Annotated in this window: 17 protein-coding genes and 1 other RNA gene; 9 read left to right on the forward strand and 9 right to left on the reverse strand. The window is 55.6% G+C overall.

All coding sequences use genetic code 11. The annotated features are described in order from the left end of the window. Positions 1-4: 4 nt before the first annotated feature. The 4 genes from cysM to MKZ79_RS18955 all read left to right on the forward strand — a co-directional run bounded on the left by cysM (position 5) and on the right by MKZ79_RS18955 (position 3,810). Positions 5-895 carry a cysteine synthase CysM gene (gene cysM, locus MKZ79_RS18940; protein ID WP_336144191.1) on the forward strand — a complete coding sequence of 297 codons (891 nt, stop codon included), beginning with the start codon at positions 5-7 and terminating at the stop codon, positions 893-895. A 147-nt stretch (positions 896-1,042) separates the two neighbouring features. After that, positions 1,043-1,723 (forward strand): response regulator transcription factor, encoded by a 681-nt coding sequence (locus tag MKZ79_RS18945; RefSeq protein ID WP_336144192.1) that lies wholly within the window; start codon positions 1,043-1,045, stop codon positions 1,721-1,723. Further along, positions 1,720-3,069, forward strand: a complete 1,350-nt coding sequence (locus MKZ79_RS18950; RefSeq protein ID WP_336144193.1) for an ATP-binding protein — start codon at positions 1,720-1,722, stop codon at positions 3,067-3,069. The genes MKZ79_RS18945 and MKZ79_RS18950 overlap by 4 nt, the downstream gene beginning before the upstream one ends. A 57-nt stretch (positions 3,070-3,126) precedes the next feature. Further along, positions 3,127-3,810 (forward strand): GntR family transcriptional regulator, encoded by a 684-nt coding sequence (locus MKZ79_RS18955; RefSeq protein WP_336144194.1) that lies wholly within the window; start codon positions 3,127-3,129, stop codon positions 3,808-3,810. Positions 3,811-3,860: 50 nt separating this feature from the next. Here MKZ79_RS18955 and crr read toward each other — a convergent pair whose 3' ends face one another. The 5 genes from crr to cysZ form a co-directional block, all read right to left on the reverse strand. Continuing rightward, entirely contained in the window at positions 3,861-4,364 is a 504-nt protein-coding gene (gene crr / locus MKZ79_RS18960) for a PTS glucose transporter subunit IIA (protein WP_336144195.1), read from the reverse strand. A 43-nt stretch (positions 4,365-4,407) separates the two neighbouring features. Next, complete coding sequence (gene ptsI / locus MKZ79_RS18965) at positions 4,408-6,135, reverse strand: phosphoenolpyruvate-protein phosphotransferase PtsI (RefSeq protein ID WP_336144196.1); 1,728 nt, start codon at positions 6,133-6,135, stop codon at positions 4,408-4,410. 185 nt (positions 6,136-6,320) lie between these two features. Beyond that, positions 6,321-6,578, reverse strand: coding sequence for a phosphocarrier protein Hpr (gene ptsH / locus MKZ79_RS18970; RefSeq protein ID WP_125289603.1), 258 nt, complete (start codon positions 6,576-6,578; stop codon positions 6,321-6,323). 387 nt (positions 6,579-6,965) lie between these two features. After that, positions 6,966-7,934, reverse strand: a complete 969-nt coding sequence (gene cysK, locus MKZ79_RS18975; RefSeq protein WP_336144197.1) for a cysteine synthase A — start codon at positions 7,932-7,934, stop codon at positions 6,966-6,968. Between the two features lie 128 nt (positions 7,935-8,062). After that, the gene (gene cysZ / locus MKZ79_RS18980) at positions 8,063-8,824 is read right to left on the reverse strand and encodes a sulfate transporter CysZ (RefSeq protein ID WP_336144198.1); all 762 of its coding nucleotides are present in this window, start codon (positions 8,822-8,824) and stop codon (positions 8,063-8,065) included. Positions 8,825-9,045: 221 nt separating this feature from the next. Between cysZ and zipA the strand changes: the two genes are divergently transcribed. The 3 genes from zipA to MKZ79_RS18995 all read left to right on the forward strand — a co-directional run bounded on the left by zipA (position 9,046) and on the right by MKZ79_RS18995 (position 12,380). Continuing rightward, the gene (gene zipA, locus MKZ79_RS18985; RefSeq protein WP_336144199.1) at positions 9,046-10,074 is read left to right on the forward strand and encodes a cell division protein ZipA; all 1,029 of its coding nucleotides are present in this window, start codon (positions 9,046-9,048) and stop codon (positions 10,072-10,074) included. Positions 10,075-10,145: 71 nt separating this feature from the next. After that, positions 10,146-12,164, forward strand: coding sequence for an NAD-dependent DNA ligase LigA (gene ligA, locus MKZ79_RS18990; protein ID WP_336144200.1), 2,019 nt, complete (start codon positions 10,146-10,148; stop codon positions 12,162-12,164). Then, complete coding sequence (locus MKZ79_RS18995; protein WP_336144201.1) at positions 12,165-12,380, forward strand: DUF3820 family protein; 216 nt, start codon at positions 12,165-12,167, stop codon at positions 12,378-12,380. A 33-nt stretch (positions 12,381-12,413) separates the two neighbouring features. On the opposite strand, the gene MKZ79_RS19000 is transcribed toward MKZ79_RS18995, so the two are convergent. Next, positions 12,414-13,430, reverse strand: a complete 1,017-nt coding sequence (locus MKZ79_RS19000; RefSeq protein WP_336144202.1) for a bile acid:sodium symporter family protein — start codon at positions 13,428-13,430, stop codon at positions 12,414-12,416. Positions 13,431-13,524: 94 nt separating this feature from the next. Between MKZ79_RS19000 and MKZ79_RS19005 the strand changes: the two genes are divergently transcribed. After that, on the forward strand, positions 13,525-14,445 hold the full coding sequence (locus MKZ79_RS19005) for a LysR family transcriptional regulator (protein WP_336144203.1): 921 nt from the start codon (positions 13,525-13,527) through the stop codon (positions 14,443-14,445). Here the strand turns inward: MKZ79_RS19005 and MKZ79_RS19010 are convergent. Together MKZ79_RS19010 and MKZ79_RS19015 are read right to left on the reverse strand one after the other, a co-directional pair. After that, positions 14,442-14,792, reverse strand: coding sequence for a FlxA-like family protein (locus MKZ79_RS19010; protein WP_336144204.1), 351 nt, complete (start codon positions 14,790-14,792; stop codon positions 14,442-14,444). The two genes, MKZ79_RS19005 and MKZ79_RS19010, sit on opposite strands and share 4 nt — an antisense overlap. Before the next feature lie 261 nt (positions 14,793-15,053). Beyond that, positions 15,054-15,218 carry a hypothetical protein gene (locus MKZ79_RS19015; RefSeq protein WP_336144205.1) on the reverse strand — a complete coding sequence of 55 codons (165 nt, stop codon included), beginning with the start codon at positions 15,216-15,218 and terminating at the stop codon, positions 15,054-15,056. Between the two features lie 461 nt (positions 15,219-15,679). On the opposite strand from MKZ79_RS19015, the gene MKZ79_RS19020 reads away from it, so the two are divergent. After that, entirely contained in the window at positions 15,680-16,465 is a 786-nt protein-coding gene (locus tag MKZ79_RS19020) for a hypothetical protein (protein WP_336144206.1), read from the forward strand. A 55-nt stretch (positions 16,466-16,520) separates the two neighbouring features. On the opposite strand, the gene MKZ79_RS19025 is transcribed toward MKZ79_RS19020, so the two are convergent. Then, positions 16,521-16,647: non-coding RNA, RtT sRNA (locus MKZ79_RS19025), on the reverse strand. Positions 16,648-16,748: the final 101 nt, after the last annotated feature.

A 16,748-nucleotide genomic window follows, 5' to 3' on the forward strand; every position in this document is an offset into this window, starting at 1 on the left:
CAACTTGACCACGCTCGAACAAACCATCGGCAATACGCCACTGATAAAGCTTCAGCGGCTGACGCCGGACAACGGCAGTGAAATCTGGCTGAAGCTGGAGGGCAACAATCCCGGCGGTTCGGTGAAAGATCGCGCCGCGCTGTCGATGATTCAGCAGGCGGAGCGGCGTGGTGAGATTCAGCCCGGCGACGTGCTGATTGAGGCGACCAGCGGCAATACCGGCATTGCGCTGGCGATGATCGCTGCGATGAAAGGCTATCGGTTAAAGCTGTTGATGCCGGACAACATGAGCATGGAGCGTCAGGCCGCGATGCGGGCTTACGGCGCGGAGCTGATTCTGGTCAGCCGTGAGCAGGGCATGGAAGGCGCACGCGATCTGGCCCGCGAAATGCAGACGCGCGGCGAAGGCAAAGTGCTCGACCAGTTTAATAACCCCGACAATCCGCTGGGCCATTACCTTACCACAGGCCCGGAAATCTGGCGGCAGAGCTCGGCACGATTAACTCATTTCGTCTCCAGCATGGGGACGACCGGCACCATCACCGGCGTTGGCCGCTACCTGAAAGAGCAGAACGAAGCGGTGCGCATCGTAGGTCTGCAGCCTGCGGAAGGCAACAGCATTCCCGGCATTCGCCGCTGGCCGGCGGCCTATCTTCCCGCCATCTATCGACCCGAACTTATCGACCTCATCCTGGATATGACGCAGCGGGAAGCGGAAGAAACCATGCGTCTGCTGGCGCGCCGCGAAGGCATTTTTTGCGGCGTCAGCTCTGGCGGCGCGGTAGCTGGCGCGCTGCGCATCGCACGCGAGCAGCCCGGCAGCGTGATCGTGGCGATTGTCTGCGACCGCGGCGACAGATATCTCTCTACCGGCGTACACAACTCCCCTGAGTAAAGCGACCGGCCTTTTTTCGGGCCGCTTTATTTTCAACCTTCGCGCCTTCTGCCGCGTCTGCCGTTACACTGTAAGGATTGGGTAAAACCTGCTGCTATTGTTTGGGCAACAGGTGAAAATAGCGCCTGGTCTACAGAGAGATGACGCATGAAAATTTTACTGGTTGACGACGATCTGGAGCTGGGCACCATGCTCAGCCAGTATCTGATTGCCGAAGGATTTGACGCCACGCTGGTGCTGAGCGGTAAAGCGGGAATTGAAGGCGCGATGTCGGGCGACTACAGCGCGATGATCCTGGATATTATGCTGCCGGACATGAGCGGCATCGACGTGCTGCGCCAGGTGCGGCAGAACGGCCGCCTGCCGGTGATAATGCTGACAGCGAAGGGCGACAACATCGACCGCGTAATCGGCCTGGAGATGGGCGCGGACGACTATATGCCTAAGCCTTGCTACCCGCGCGAACTGGTCGCGCGGCTGCGTGCCGTACTGCGCCGCGTTGAAGAACAGCCGGTGGCGGTAGAGAATAAAGAGATAGTGAGCTGGGGCGAACTGACGCTGAATCCGGCCACACGCATCAGTGAATGGCAAAAGCGGCCGTTCGATCTCACCGCCTCGGAGTTCAATTTGCTGGATCTGCTGCTGCGTTCACCCGATCGCGTAGTGTCGAAAGACGAGCTGTCGGAAAAAGGCCTGGGTCGTCCTCGTGAAGCCTACGACCGCAGCGTGGATGTCCATATCAGCAATATCCGCCAAAAGCTCTCCGCCTTAACCAACGACGCCATCACTATTGAAACCGTGCGCAGCATAGGTTATCGCATCCGATGAGGGCCGGATTTCGCGGGCTGCTCTTCTGGAAGATCCTGCTGGGTTTTTGGCTGACGTTCCTGATCATGAGCCAGCTGCTGTGGCTGGGCTTTTCCATTTACGGCAAGCACCATGAGCCGCCGGAAAACCTGGCGGCGCGGCGTATCGTCAATCTTCAGATGACTTCAGCTGTCTCCGTGCTGCAGCGCGGCGGCATGGACGCGCTTAACGATATGATGGCGGACTGGTCCGCTAACGATCGCCGCTTCTTTTCTGTCCAGCAGATGCAGAAGCCGCCGCAGGAGCTGCCGCGCGGCGATCTCAACCGCGATCTGCGGCCGGGCGATTTTCCTAAAGAAGTGATCGAATGGGTGACCGGCGCCGACGGTCGGCAGTATCAGCTGCGTTACGACGTGCAGGCGCTGCGTGAAGACAGCAATATGAACGGCGGTCGTCGCAGCTTTCTCAACATCCCTGAGCCTATGTTCTTTATGGCCGGCGGCGGCGGGCTGCTATTCAGCCTGTTTCTGGCGTGGAACCTGACGCGTCCAATGCGCCAGCTGCGCGCAGGTTTCGATCGCGTCGCCAAAGGCGATCTTTCCGTACGGCTGTTTCCCGAGATGCGCCGCCGGCATGACGAGCTGTCGGTGGTCGCTCAGGATTTTGATGCCATGGTCGAACGCCTTTCCGTGCTGGTTAAAGCGCGCGAAGAGCTGCTGCATGACGTCTCGCACGAGCTGCGTTCGCCGCTGGCGCGTCTGCAGCTGGCGACAGGGCTGGCGCGACAGACGCCGGAGTCGGTAGGGCAGTCGCTCGACAGAATCGACGAAGAGGCGCGACAGCTGGATAAGATGATCGGCGAACTGCTGACGCTGTCGCGCGCCGAGCATCATGGCCTGGTGGACGAACAGTATTTCGATCTGCTCGGCCTGCTGGAAGCGGTGGCCAACGACGCGCGCTACGAGGCGCAGGTAACCGGCGTGGCAATTCTGCTGAATGCCGACGCCAGCGATGACTATACGGTGAAAGGCGACGCCAGGTTAATCCGCTCGGCGGTGGAAAACGTCGTGCGCAACGCGCTGCGCTTCTCCTGTCAGGGACAGCAGATCAGGATCTCGCTGCGTCAGGAGAGCGGCTGGCTCACCATTAACGTTAGCGATCAGGGGCCAGGCGTGGATGCCGATAAGCTCTCCAGCATTTTCGATCCTTTTGTGCGGGTCAACTCGCCGCTGTCCGGCAAGGGATACGGGTTGGGGCTCTCTATCGTGCGCAAGGTCATTCTGGCGCATCAGGGCGAAGTCAGCGCGGTCAACGGCAAAAACGGCGGGCTGGAGCTGACCATCAAATTGCCACACTGGGTGGTTTAGCGTAGCGAGGATGCTATTATTGGCCGAAACGTTTTATTCACGTTTATGAGGTAAGGGATGAATAAAGTGTCGTCCAGTAAGCAACAGGAAGTGCAGCGTATCGTCGAGACGATATCAAACGCTATCTCACAGCGTCGGCTGAAGCCTGGCACGCGGCTGATTGAAGCTCAGATCGTCGACGTGCTTGCGGCCAATCGCAATCATGTGCAGAGCGCGCTACAGCGTCTGGCGATGCAACATATCGTCACTATTGAGCCGCATCGCGGCGCGATGGTCGCCAAACCGGAAGCTCGCGAGGCGCGTGAAATTTTTACCGCGCGGCGAGCGGTGGAAAGCGCCATTATCTCCGGGATCACGGCGGAAACCATGCAGCGCTATCGCCATGAGCTGGAGGCGCAGCGTCAGGCGGAAAAAGCGGCGATAGCCAGCGACAACCGGCTGGAAATTGTCCGGCAGCTGACGCAGTTTCATCTGCTGCTGGCGAAAATCAGCAACAACCGCGTGCTGATGGAAATTCTCACTAACCTTACCGTACGCAGCTCGCTGATTGTCGCGCTCTATCAGCGTAACGAAAATCCTTCCTGCCATTGCGATCAGCATGATTCGATAATCTGCGCGCTGCAGGCGGGAGACGGCGATCTTGCACAGCAGCTGATGAGCCATCATATGGACGTGCTGGAACAGGAGCTGGACTTGCATGACGTGGAGGAAACGCCGAGCCTGCGCGACGTGTTTGCCTGAAAAAAAAGCCGCCTGATTGCTCAGACGGCTTTTTGTGTAGGCGCGGCGGCTTACTTTTTGATGCGGATCACCGGGGTTTCGCCTACGGTAACGCTACCCGTCAGCTTCACCAGCTCTTTGATCTCATCCATATTAGAGATAACCACCGGCGTCAGCGTGGATTTCGCTTTTTCTTCCAGCAGAGGCAGGTCGAACTCGATAACGACGTCGCCTTTCTTCACCTTCTGGCCTTCTTCAGCGATACGCTTAAAGCCTTCTCCCTTCAGTTCAACGGTGTCAATCCCGAAGTGAACGAACAGCTCAATGCCGCTATCCGATTCAATGGAAAATGCATGATTAGTTTCGAAGATTTTACCAATGGTGCCGTCAACAGGCGCCACCATTTTATTGCCGGCAGGTTTGATAGCGATGCCGTCGCCAACAATTTTCTCCGCAAACACAACGTCCGGTACGTCTTCAATGTTTACGATTTCGCCGGACAGCGGTGCCACGATCTCAATGGCGCCAGATGCGGTATCTGACTTATCGCCAAAAAGTTTTGAAAACAAACCCATGATCTTCTCCTAAGCAGTAATATTTGGCCAGCGCTTCTGGATCTCAGCAGAGTGTTTTTTCTTCAATGAACTTGTTGACCAGGTTCATTAACTCTTCCGCTGTCGGTTGAGCCAGAGCCTGTTCTGCTAACGCCTTAGCATCTTCAAAATTCGTATTACGAATAATTTTTTTGATGCGCGGGATAGAAATGGCACTCATGCTGAATTCGTCCAGCCCCATTCCCAGTAACAGTAGTGTAGCACGTTCATCGCCCGCCAGCTCACCACACATCCCTGTCCATTTCCCTTCAGCATGAGATGCATCAATAACCTGCTTGATCAGCGTCAGCACGGAAGGGGTCATTGGGTTGTACAAATGCGAAATCAAATCATTACCGCGATCCACCGCCAGCGTGTACTGCGTCAGGTCGTTGGTGCCGATACTGAAGAAATCGACTTCTTTCGCCAGATGATGCGCGATTGCGGCTGAAGCGGGTGTTTCCACCATAATGCCAACTTCAATCTGCTCGTCAAAGGCTTTGCCTTCCGCTCGCAGCTGCGCTTTCAGCGTCTCCAGCTCGGCTTTCAGCGTGCGGACTTCCTCAACGGAAATCACCATCGGGAACATAATGCGCAGTTTGCCGAAAGCGGACGCGCGCAGAATGGCGCGCAGCTGGGCATGCAGGATTTCCGGACGATCCATAGCGATGCGAATGGCGCGCCAGCCCAGGAACGGGTTATCTTCTTTCGGCAGATTCATGTACGGCAGATCTTTGTCGCCGCCGATATCCATGGTACGCACGATAACGGCCTGCGAACCCATCGCTTCCGCTACGGCTTTATAAGCCTGGAACTGCTCTTCCTCGCTCGGCAGCGAGTCGCGATCCATAAACAGGAATTCGGTGCGGTAGAGGCCTACGCCTTCCGCGCCGTTGCGCTCTGCGCCAGCCACATCGCGTACCGTACCGATATTGGCACAGACTTCGACCTGATGACCGTCCAGCGTGATAGCGGGCAGATCTTTCAGCTTGGCCAGATCGTTCTTTTCCGTCACGTACTGGTTCTGGATAGCTTTCAGCTCTTCGATCTGCTCAGGCGTTGGATTGACGTAAATATGGTTGTTTACGCCATCAAGAATCAGATAATCGCCATTTTTCACCTGAGTGGTGACGTCGCCGGTACCCACGATAGCGGGCAGCTCCAGAGAACGCGCCATAATAGAGGTGTGCGAAGTACGACCGCCCAAATCGGTAATAAAGCCCAGCACCTTGTTCAGGTTCAGCTGCGCGGTTTCCGATGGCGTCAGGTCTTTAGCGACCAGCAGCACTTCTTCGGCGATGGCGCTGAGATCGACGATATGCAGGCCGAGAATGTTCTGCAGCAGACGCTTGCCGATATCGCGCACGTCGGCCGCGCGCTCTTTCAGATATTCGTCGTCCAGCTCTTCCAGCGCTTTGGCCTGGCCTTCGATAACGGAGTAAACCGCGGCGTCGGCAGAAGCCAGCTCGTCTTTAATCAGGGCTATGATTTCCTGCTCAAGCTCTTCATCTTCCAGCAGCATGATATGGCCTTCGAAGATGGCCTCTTTCTCTTCACCGAAGGTTTCGCCGGCTTTGATTTTGATCGCTTCAAGCTGCGTGGCGGCTTTACTGCGACCTTCGAGAAAACGCTGAACTTCCTGCTCAACCTGGTCGGTAGTAATTTTTTTCCGGTTGATGACTATTTCATCTTCTTTCAGCAGAAGCGCTTTGCCGAAAGCGATACCCGGTGATGCTAAAATGCCTGAAATCATAACCCTACCTTTTTAATAACTGATAATCGCGAGCGAGACGCTGCGGCGAATCCGGCGCCGGTAAGGAATCCGGCGGTCGCCCGCAGCTGACAGGCGCTTCACTTTATGAAAACAATAACGCGGACATGCTGTCCGCGATCAATTATGTTGCAGTAAAGTACCTGTCGCGTTGAAAAAGCTAACGCTTATTCGAGTTCCGCCATCAGTTTGACCAGGTGCTCGACCGCTTTCTGCTCGTCTTCGCCTTCAGCGGACAGCGTAACCACGGTGCCCTGAGTCAGGCCCAGCGTCTGCAGTTTGAACAGGCTCTTGGCGCTGGCGGATTTGCCGTTGGAGGTCACGGTGATTTCAGAGACGAAAGCCTTCGCTTCTTTCACGAACTGAGCGGCAGGGCGGGTATGCAGACCGTTAGGTGCGGTGATAGTAACTTCTTGCTGGAACATGCTGTTTCCCCAACTTTATTTATTTGGCGTTATTCCAAAGCCTGGCCTGGCGGCGAAACTTTGGCCTGAATGTCTTGCGCGGGCTCGCGTGTAGCAACGTGCCGGAAGCGCGCTAAAAATTGACAGATACGCAAGCGGCGGCACTCACCGGCTGCGCTTTTTCCTTCCTCATTATGCCGTGCTTTCCGCAAACACGCCAAACCGGTAAATCGATTCAGCGCCAGGCAATTCACGCGGCGATTAATTTTGAGGTTCGAAATAATTGGTTGCTTAGATACCAGACACTCCTCGGTAAAAGCAATCCGGGAAGTGGCAAAAATTTGATGTGCTCCACAAAAAAGCACCCTTATGGGTGCTTTTTCAGACTTTTTTAACCTGACGATGCCGTTACTGCAGCTCTTTCTCGGTAAAAAGATCGGCAAAGAGCGCCGTACTCAGATAACGCTCGCCGGAAGAGGGCAGGATCACCACGATATTTTTATTGGCGAAAGCCTCATCTTCCTGCAGTTTCAGCGCGGCGGCGACCGCAGCGCCAGAGGAGATACCGGCCAGGATACCTTCCTCTTCCATCAGGCGACGCGCCGTGGAGATGGACTCTTCATTCGTGATCGCGACCACACGATCGACCAGGTTCAAATCCAGGTTGCCCGGAATAAAGCCGGCGCCGATGCCCTGAATCTTATGCGGGCCAGGTTTGATCTCTTCGCCAGCCAGCGCCTGAGCGATTACCGGCGAATCCGTCGGCTCTACCGCCACGGTGATCAGATCCTTTTTACCTTTGGTGTTCTTGATATAGCGGCTGACGCCGGTCAGCGTACCGCCTGTCCCTACACCAGCGATAAAGACGTCGACTTCACCATCAGTGTCTTCCCAGATTTCCGGGCCGGTGGTTTTTTCATGAATTTCCGGGTTAGCCGGGTTGCTAAACTGCTGCAGCAGAACGAACTTATCAGGATCGCCCGCGACAATCTCTTCCGCTTTGGCGATAGCGCCCTTCATGCCTTTAGCGCCTTCCGTCAGAATCAGATTCGCGCCCAGCGCTTTCAGCAGCTTGCGGCGCTCCACGCTCATGGTTTCCGGCATGGTCAGGGTAAGCTTATAGCCGCGTGCGGCGGCCACGTAGGCCAGCGCGATACCGGTGTTGCCGCTGGTGGGTTCAACCAGTTCAACGCCAGGTTTCAGAATGCCTCTTTTTTCCGCGTCCCAAATCATATTGGCGCCGATACGGCACTTGACGCTGAAGCTCGGGTTACGTGACTCGACTTTAGCCAGAATGCGTCCGTTACCGATACGGTTCAGGCGAACCAGAGGCGTATGGCCGATAGTTAACGAATTGTCTTCGTAGATCTTACTCATAACCCGTCCTTAACTGTTTGAAAATTGGAATCTGCCTCAAGCATACCCGGTTCCTTTTTTCAAGGAAGTGAAGAAATAGTATATGCATATGTTCTGCAGCAATAAGGGTAAAGGAAAAAGCATAAGCCTTATTTCACCAGTCCCAGCGTACTGCGATAGCGATCGACCCACATGGCGGTCGCGCCGCAAACGGCTACCGGCATAATGGCCAGGTTCAGAATCGGAATCATGGTAAAGAGGCTGACCAGCGCGCCAAACTGCATCACATCCGTTTTGTGCTGTTTTAGCGATGTGCGCATCTGCCGGAAGCTGACTTTGTGGTTATCAAACGGATAGTCGCAGTACTGAATAGAGAGCATCCAGGCGCTGAAGAGGAACCAGAGCACGGGCGCGACCGTCTGCCCAAAACCCGGCACGAAATAGAGCAGCAGCAATACCAGCGCACGCGGCAGATACCAGGCTAGCTTTTGCCACTCGCGCTTCATGATGCGCGGAATATCCTTCACCATGCCGGCCCACCCGCTGTCGGGCATCGGCTTGCCGGTAAGCCGGGCTTCCAGCTGCTCGGCCAGCAGTCCGCAGAAAGGCGCCGCTATCCAGTTGGCCACGGTGGAAAAAAAGTAGCTGAACACCAGCAGGACGAAAATAACCGTCAGCGGCCAGAACAGGTAGTTAAGCCACTGCAGCCAGTCCGGTATCCGAGACATCAGCGCGGGCAGCCACTGTCCCAGTTTGTAAAAGAGCCAGATAAAAGCGCCGCCCATCAGCAAAAAGTTAAGCACCAGCGGCACGATGACAAAACGACGAATGCCGGGCAGACGGATCAGCTGCCAGCCCTGGGCAAAATAGTGAAGGCCTGTGCCGGAAGCGCCGGTACGGTTGATAGCCATGATGTGCTTTCCTTAAAATTAACAAGCTGTGCGCGGCTATCATAACTCAGCCGTTTACGCTGGTCAGAAGAGATTTGCGCGAAAAAACAGCAAATAAACATGTCGTTTCACGCTTATTTGTCAGAAAATAGTGCACGGACTTGCACTTGTGCAGCCGGGCAAATACAGTTAGGGGATAAAGTTTGCCGCGGTGGCAAGGTATTGGAACAACAGAGAATACAATGATGCAGGATTTGCGTCTGATATTAATCGTTGTTGGCGCGATCGCTATAATAGCGCTTCTGCTTCACGGCTTCTGGACCAGCCGTAAAGAGCGCTCGTCCGTTTTTCGCGATCGTCCTCATAAACGTTTAAAACAGGATAGAGAAGAGGCTTTTGACGACGTCGATGATGACGCGGGCGCCGCTCGTGGCAAAAGCCCACGCGCGCGCAATACGGAAGATGACGAACCGGTTGTCGGTGGCTTTGACGAGCCGGCACCGCGCCCGACCCGACCGCGCGCCCAGCCGGAACCTGTCCGCCATCAGCAGCCCGTCGACGAATCGCCGGAGCTGGATCCGCTGTTTGGCGGCGAGCTGCCGGATGAAGCCGATTACGATGATGAACCGCGGGCGCCGGTAAGCCGCAGGCAGCCGGAAGCGGTTCAGCCTGCCGCGCAGCCTCAACCTGTCGCGCAGCAAAAACCGGTTCAGCCGCAGCCGCCGGTTCAATCTCCGCCGCCGGTGCAGCCGCAGCCGCCTGTCCATTCCGCACCCGTCGTCGACGAGCCGGAATCAGAGCCGGAACCGATGCCGCAGCCTGAGCGTCCTGCCGCGCCGCAGGAAAAACCCAAAGAGACGGTGCTGGTGCTGCACGTCAGCGCGCACGCTGGCGGTATGCTGAACGGCGAAGCGCTGCTGCAGGGCGTACTGCAGGCGGGTTTCCAGTTCGGTGAAATGAATATCTTCCACCGTCACCTCAGTCCTGCCGGCAGCGGCCCGGTGCTGTTCAGCCTGGCGAATATGGTGAAGCCTGGCTCGTTCAATCCTGACGAGATGGCGGATTTTTCCACGCCTGGCGTCTCTATCTTTATGATGGTGCCTTCTTACGGCGACGCGAATCAGAACTTCAAGCTGATGCTGCAGTCGGCTCAGCGCATCGCCGATGATGTCGGCGGCGTGGTACTGGATGACGAGCGCCGTATGATGACGCCGCAGAAGCTGGAAACCTATAAAAACCGTATCCGTGACGTTATAGAGGCGAACGCCTGAGTTAACGGCACGCCTTCCTCTCTGTACAAGACCCCCGCCAGTCGGGGGTTTTTTATCGCTATGGTGCCGCTATGGAATCCGTACAAGACAAAATTATCGCTCTGCAAACCACGCTCCGCCATTACGAATATCAGTACCATGTGCTTGACGAACCGGTAGTGCCGGACGCCGAGTACGACCGGCTGATGGGCGAACTGCGTAAGCTGGAAGAGGCGCATCCCGAGCTCATTACGCCCGATTCGCCGACCCAGCGCGTAGGCGCTGCGCCGCTCAGCGCCTTTGAACAGGTACGCCACGAAATTCCGATGCTGTCGCTGGATAACGCTTTTGACGAAGAGAGCTACCTGGCCTTTAACAAACGCGTGCAGGACAGGCTGAAAAGCGTTGAAGAGATTACCTTCTGCTGCGAGCTGAAGCTGGATGGCCTGGCGGTTAGCCTGCTGTATGAAAACGGTCTGCTGGTGCGGGCGGCGACGCGCGGCGACGGCACGACCGGCGAAAATATTACTGCTAACGTGCGCACCATCCGCGCCATTCCATTGCGGTTACGCGGCGACAATATTCCGGCGCGGGTCGAGGTACGCGGCGAAGTCTTTATGCCGCAGGCGGGATTTGAAGCGTTGAACGAAGAAGCGCGCCGTACGGGCAGCAAGGTTTTCGCCAATCCGCGCAACGCTGCGGCCGGATCGCTGCGCCAGCTCGATCCTCGTATTACCGCGAAGCGTCCGTTGACCTTCTTTTGCTATGGTCTGGGCCTGCTGGAAGGCGGCGACATGCCGCGCAGCCATCTTGGGCGACTTCAGCAGTTTAAGGCCTGGGGATTGCCGGTCAGCGATCGCCTGCGTCTTTGTTATTCGCCGGAAGAGGTGCTGGCTTTCTATCGTAAGGTAGAAGAGGATCGCGCCACGCTGGGGTTCGACATTGACGGCGTGGTCATCAAGGTAGATTCGCTGGATTTGCAGGAGCAACTGGGCTTTGTGGCGCGCGCGCCGCGCTGGGCGATAGCGTTTAAATTCCCGGCTCAGGAGCAGATGACCCAGGTTCGCGACGTGGAATTCCAGGTTGGTCGTACGGGTGCGATTACGCCGGTTGCCAGGCTGGAGCCGGTACAGGTTGCGGGCGTTATGGTCAGTAACGCCACGCTGCACAATGCGGACGAGATCGACCGTTTGGGCCTGCGTATCGGCGATCGGGTCGTGATCCGCCGTGCGGGCGACGTTATTCCGCAGGTGGTCGGCGTCATTGAAGCGGAGCGCCCGGCGGACGCCAGAGCGGTGGTCTTCCCGACGCACTGTCCGGTCTGCGGCTCTGACGTGGAGCGCGTAGAGGGCGAGGTCGTAGCGCGCTGCACCGGCGGTCTGATTTGCGGCGCGCAGCGCAAAGGGGCGTTAAAGCACTTCGTTTCCCGTCGCGCGATGGACGTGGACGGCATGGGCGATAAGATCATCGACCAACTGGTGGAGAAAGAGTACGTCAAAACACCGGCGGATCTCTATAAACTCACGGCGGGCAAGCTGACCGGTCTTGACCGCATGGGGCCGAAATCGGCGCAGAACGTTGTGGACGCGCTGGAAAAATCGAAGCAGACCACGCTGGCGCGTTTTCTCTATGCGCTGGGCATCACGGAAGTGGGCGAAGCCACGGCCGCTAACCTCGCCGCGCACTTTGGCTCGCTGGAGAGTATTATCAGCGCCGATCTGGACGCGTTGATCGCCGTGCAGGATGTCGGTAAGGTGGTGGCCGCCCATGTACGGAATTTCATGGACGAGGAGAGCAATCGCGAGGTTATCCGCCAGCTGGTGGAGGAGGCCGGGATTCACTGGCCCGCGGTTGCTGTGGTGAAAGCGGAAGAGATCGACAGTCCCTTCGCCGGTAAAACCGTGGTGCTGACCGGTTCGCTGACGCAGCTGTCGCGCGACGAGGCCAAAGACAGGCTGACCGCGCTTGGCGCTAAGGTTAGCGGCAGCGTTTCGAAAAAGACCGACCTGGTGATTGCCGGAGAAGCGGCAGGCTCCAAACTGGCTAAGGCGCAGGAGTTAGGCATTGCGGTTATCGACGAAACGGAGATGATGCGACTGCTGGGTGAGTAAATGGAAAAAGAGCACCTGATTGAAATTGCCACAACCGAAATGCCCTTTGGTAAATACAAAGGGCGTTTGCTGATAGATTTACCGGAACCCTATCTGCTGTGGTTCGCCCGCAAGGATGAGTTTCCGGCAGGCCACCTGGGCGAGCTGATGCGTCTGACGCTGGCGATCAAGGTTGAAGGACTGGAAGGGCTGATTAAGCCGTTGAGAAAAGCCTGATAAAGCGGGGGAACGCCGTTCCCCCAATCCCTCTTATTTCTGCGATTCAATCACCGCCTTGCCGGTTTTCTTCTGGCTCTCCACCTGTTTTTCGCCCGCCCTTTTATAGCGCTGCGCCAGCATTGAGCAGACCATCAGCTGCACCTGGTGAAAAATCATCAGCGGCAGCACGATAATCCCCACCGCCGCAGAAGGGAACAGAATGTTCGCCATCGGCACGCCGTTAGCCAGGCTCTTTTTCGAGCCGCAGAACAGAATCGTAATCTCGTCAGCGCGGTTAAAGCCAAACAGGCGCGCGGCCAGCAGATTAATCGCCAGCGCCACAAACAGAATGCCCAGGCTGCCGACCAGGATATAAAGCAGCGTCAGCGCGCCGACGCGATGCCAGATGCCGTTTACCACCGCCTCGCTAAAGGCGGAATACACCACCAGCAGAATGGAAGCCTGATCCGTTTTGCCAATCAGGCTACGATGCCTCTCAACCCATTCCGCTATCCAGCGGCGAGAAATATGGCCCAGCACGAAAGGCACCAGCAGCTGCAGCATAATATTGCCAATCTGCGCAAAGCTGCCGCTGGCGGCGTCGTTATGCACGTTCATCACCAGCCCGACCAGCAGCGGCGAAATAAACACGCCCAGCAGGCTGGAAGCGGAAGCGCTGCATACCGCCGCCGCCACGTTACCGCCTGCAAGCGAAGTCAGGGCGATAGCTGACTGAACGGTAGCGGGCAGAATGCAGAGATAAAGAAAGCCCGTATAGATTTCCACGCCGACCGGCAGCGGATGCCACCAGACAAACAGCAGGCCAAGCAGGGGAAAAAGCACGAAGGTGCTGATCATGACCCAAAGATGCAGCCGCCAGTGGCCGCCGCCAGCGATAATTTTCTCACGCGACAGCTTGGCGCCGTGCATAAAAAACAGCAGCGCGATGGCGGCGGTAGTCAGCCACTCAAAGAAGGTGACAAAGTGGCCGCGAGCGGGCAGAAACGTTGCCAGCAGCACGGTGATAATCAGTTTAACCATCATGGGGTCGAGCCGGAGAAAACGCATGTTAATGCCTCGTTAATAAATCAATCGCGCTATTGTGCGCCAGAAGGGTTTAGAAATAAAATTGATTTATTGAATTCATATATGAGCGTAATCGATGAATTACACCTTAAGGCAGCTACGGGTTTTCGTCGCGGTCGCGCAGCAGGGCAGCTTCAGCCAGGCGGGCCAGATGATAGGCTTAAGCCAGTCGGCGGTCAGCCATAGCGTGAAGGAGCTGGAAAACGAAATCGGCATCCGCCTTCTGGATCGCACCACGCGCGAAGTGGTACTGACTGAAGCCGGCGTGCAGCTCTCCAGCCGTCTTGAGCGTCTGCTGGAAGAGCTCAACACCACGCTGCTGGATGTGCGCAGCTACGGACAGCAGCGCAGCGGAACGGTCAGGGTAGCCGCCAGCCAGACTATTTCCGCCCATCTGATGCCGCAGTGCCTTGCGGCCAGCCAGTTAAATTTCCCTGACATCAAAATAATGCTTCGCGACAGGCCGCAGCAGTGGGTATTGCAGAGCATCCGCAACGCCGAGGTCGATTTCGGCATCGCCATCGGGCCGCTTCAGGCAGAGGACTTTGAGTGCGAAGCGATCCTGGAGGAACCTTTCTTGCTGCTTTGCCGGCAGGACGATCCGCTTGCCGCCGCGCCGGCTGTCAGCTGGCAAATGCTGAATCGCCGCCAGCTGGTGCTGCAGGACTATTCTTCGGGTAGCCGGGTATTGATCGACGAAGCGCTACGTCTCCAGCAGGTTCAGGCGGAAATAGTGCAGGAGATCGGCCATCCGGCCACGCTCTATCCTATGGTGGAGGCGGGGATTGGCATCAGCATTTTGCCCGCGCTGGCGCTGCCGCTCCCGCAGGGCAGGCCGCTGCTGGTCAGAAGAATAACGCCGGAAATCAATCGTTCGATTATGCTGGTGCGGCGAAAAAACCGCTCGCTGACGCCCGCAGCGGAAGCGATCTGGCAGGAAGTGCGTCAGCAGGCTCTCCTGCTGACGCGGCAACGCACGCTTGTGCCAGCCTTTTAGATATAAACGTTGAGCGAGTTAGTCGCTGTCGGCCGGTTTACGCCATCGGCGACTTTACTATAGGCCGAGGCTGTATCCTGCTTCGTCTCCTGCTTATCCTGTGCTTTCTGCGCCTGGGCCTGCTCAAGCTGGGCTATTTGCGCTTCAATCATCTGGATCTGGTTTTTGATCAGCTGTTCCTGCTCCGTTTTCTGCTCTGCCGTCATGGTAGTATCTGTACCCAGATTCTTTAACTGCGTTTGCAGCTGGGTAATCTGCTTGTTCAGCGCCGCAATCTGTGAACTGGAACCGCCGCCCGAGCCACCGGAACCGATAGAGGTATGGGTGCTGGTAGTAATAGTTGTCATTGCTGTCTCCTTTGTAATAAACCAATACGGTTATCGGTAAGCAGGCAGGCAAGCTTGAACGCGTAAATCGTAAAATTAGTGATAAGAATTCGAAAGCGAGGCGTAGCCGGACGAATAACAGGCAGTTTATGCTGCTGACATAGTTTCTCAGCTGCGGTTTAGTATCGGCGCTGTCGCCCGCTCTATATAAAAGAGCGCATGATCCTTAACGAGAACCAGCAGGTTGAAAAGGATTAGGCCAAAATTTTATCTGTGTATTATTTATAAAATAACAGGACGCAGCGCCCTTAATCCTGCCATTCCTCTGCCTGGGCTAACAGGTAAAGCAAGCCACAAAATATCCTCTTCTGCTTCATCTGAATAATTCTTCGTTGATGAAAATAAAAAAAGAGCCAATAATAATTTTACTGAGGATGATTCAGGCATTTTCCTTGATTTTTATCGATTTTTATTGATATCCCCGTCTTAACTCTATAAGGAAAATCCGATAGGCTGCGTACGCAATTGACTGATTTATAAAGAAATTGTTATACCTTAATTCGTACCTGACGTTTCTTTTGGCCTTTAAAATTTAACAGCTTCAGGAAGATAACTTATAAGTCGGAGAATGTTTTTTAATAATAAAAAAAGGAATTTATCTCTTTTTAAAATTTCATGCAGCTTTGCTGATGAGCAGAAGATCTGTGGTGAGTTTTAAGGGGGTTGACCGGGGTTTATAGCAAGGGACGGCCATCAATATAAAAATTACTGCCATCAATAGTAAAAGGAGGGTGAAGCTATAAAACGTTCATTCAGAATGGGTCTTTACATACTTTAAATTGGGCGCTCTTTTCCGGAGCTGTTCCTGAAAACTATTTTCCTTATTATGCTTAATAAAGGGGTTACCTATGTCTTCTACATTAACGCAGTCTGTTTTGTCTCTTAACTCGATTACCTCTGCTCTGAAATCAGTAACGGAAGGGGGGAGTGATAGTTCGGTCAGCCAGTTGCAAACGACGCTGGCGCAGATCACCGCTATCGTTTCCGATCTGCAAACGGAAGGTAAGGCTTTCGTCACCTCGACCACCGAAGCAATCAGTAAAATTAAGCCGGAAGAGGCCGCTAAGCCATCCACATACAGCGATCTGCTAAAAAACAGCGTTGCTGGATTTTCGGCGACGGTGGATAGCGCCATCCAGACCATCGCACCCTTGAAGGATTCCGTGGTGAGTTCAGGCAACCTTCTGCAGACCACGATTGCCGGGCTGACTTCACAGCTTTCTTCGCTGCAGAGCACCCTTGCCAGCAATCAGGCTTCTCTGAATAAAGCGCAGAAGAGCTATAGCCTGTTGAGCGGTTTGGGTTCCCTGGCCGGACTATCCGGTTTGTCGGGCGCTTTGGATCTGGTGAAAAAATGGCAGGGGGTGATTACCGCCAATCAGCAAACCTTTCAGGATTTGCAAACGGCACTTACGGAAAAAAACCAGCTTGTAGGCCTGCTGAGCTCCGCCAATAGTTCAATCGCCGATATTTATAATATCTTACCCGGCCTGTCCGATACGCTGCATTTCCTGCAGAACGATCTGGCCAACCTGGCATCCGGCGTTAACGAAGACTCTTCAGCCTCTGCTGTACCGGTCATCGTGACCACTATTACCGGCGCGCTGGCCGAGCTTAATGCCGCATTAAGCTAGCTTCACCGACAAAAGCGGAAAAGCAAAAAGGCGCCTTTAGGGCGCCTTTCTACACTGGTGGGGTCGTGCAGGATAACTCGGCTAACGCCTCGCCCTTCGGGTCGTTGCTTTCAGCAACGCTGTCTCCCGTTGGTCGACCCGAACCTGCTGCAGGTTCGAACCCCGCCCGAATCGCGCATAGCAAAAAGGCGCCTTTAGGGCTGGTGGGTCGTGCAGGATAACTCGGCTAACGCCTCGCCCTTCGGGTCGTTGCTTTCAGCAACGCTGTCTCCCGTTGGTCGAC

Source organism: Erwinia sp. CGal63 (genome assembly GCF_037026505.1).
GTDB lineage: Bacteria > Pseudomonadota > Gammaproteobacteria > Enterobacterales > Enterobacteriaceae > Erwinia.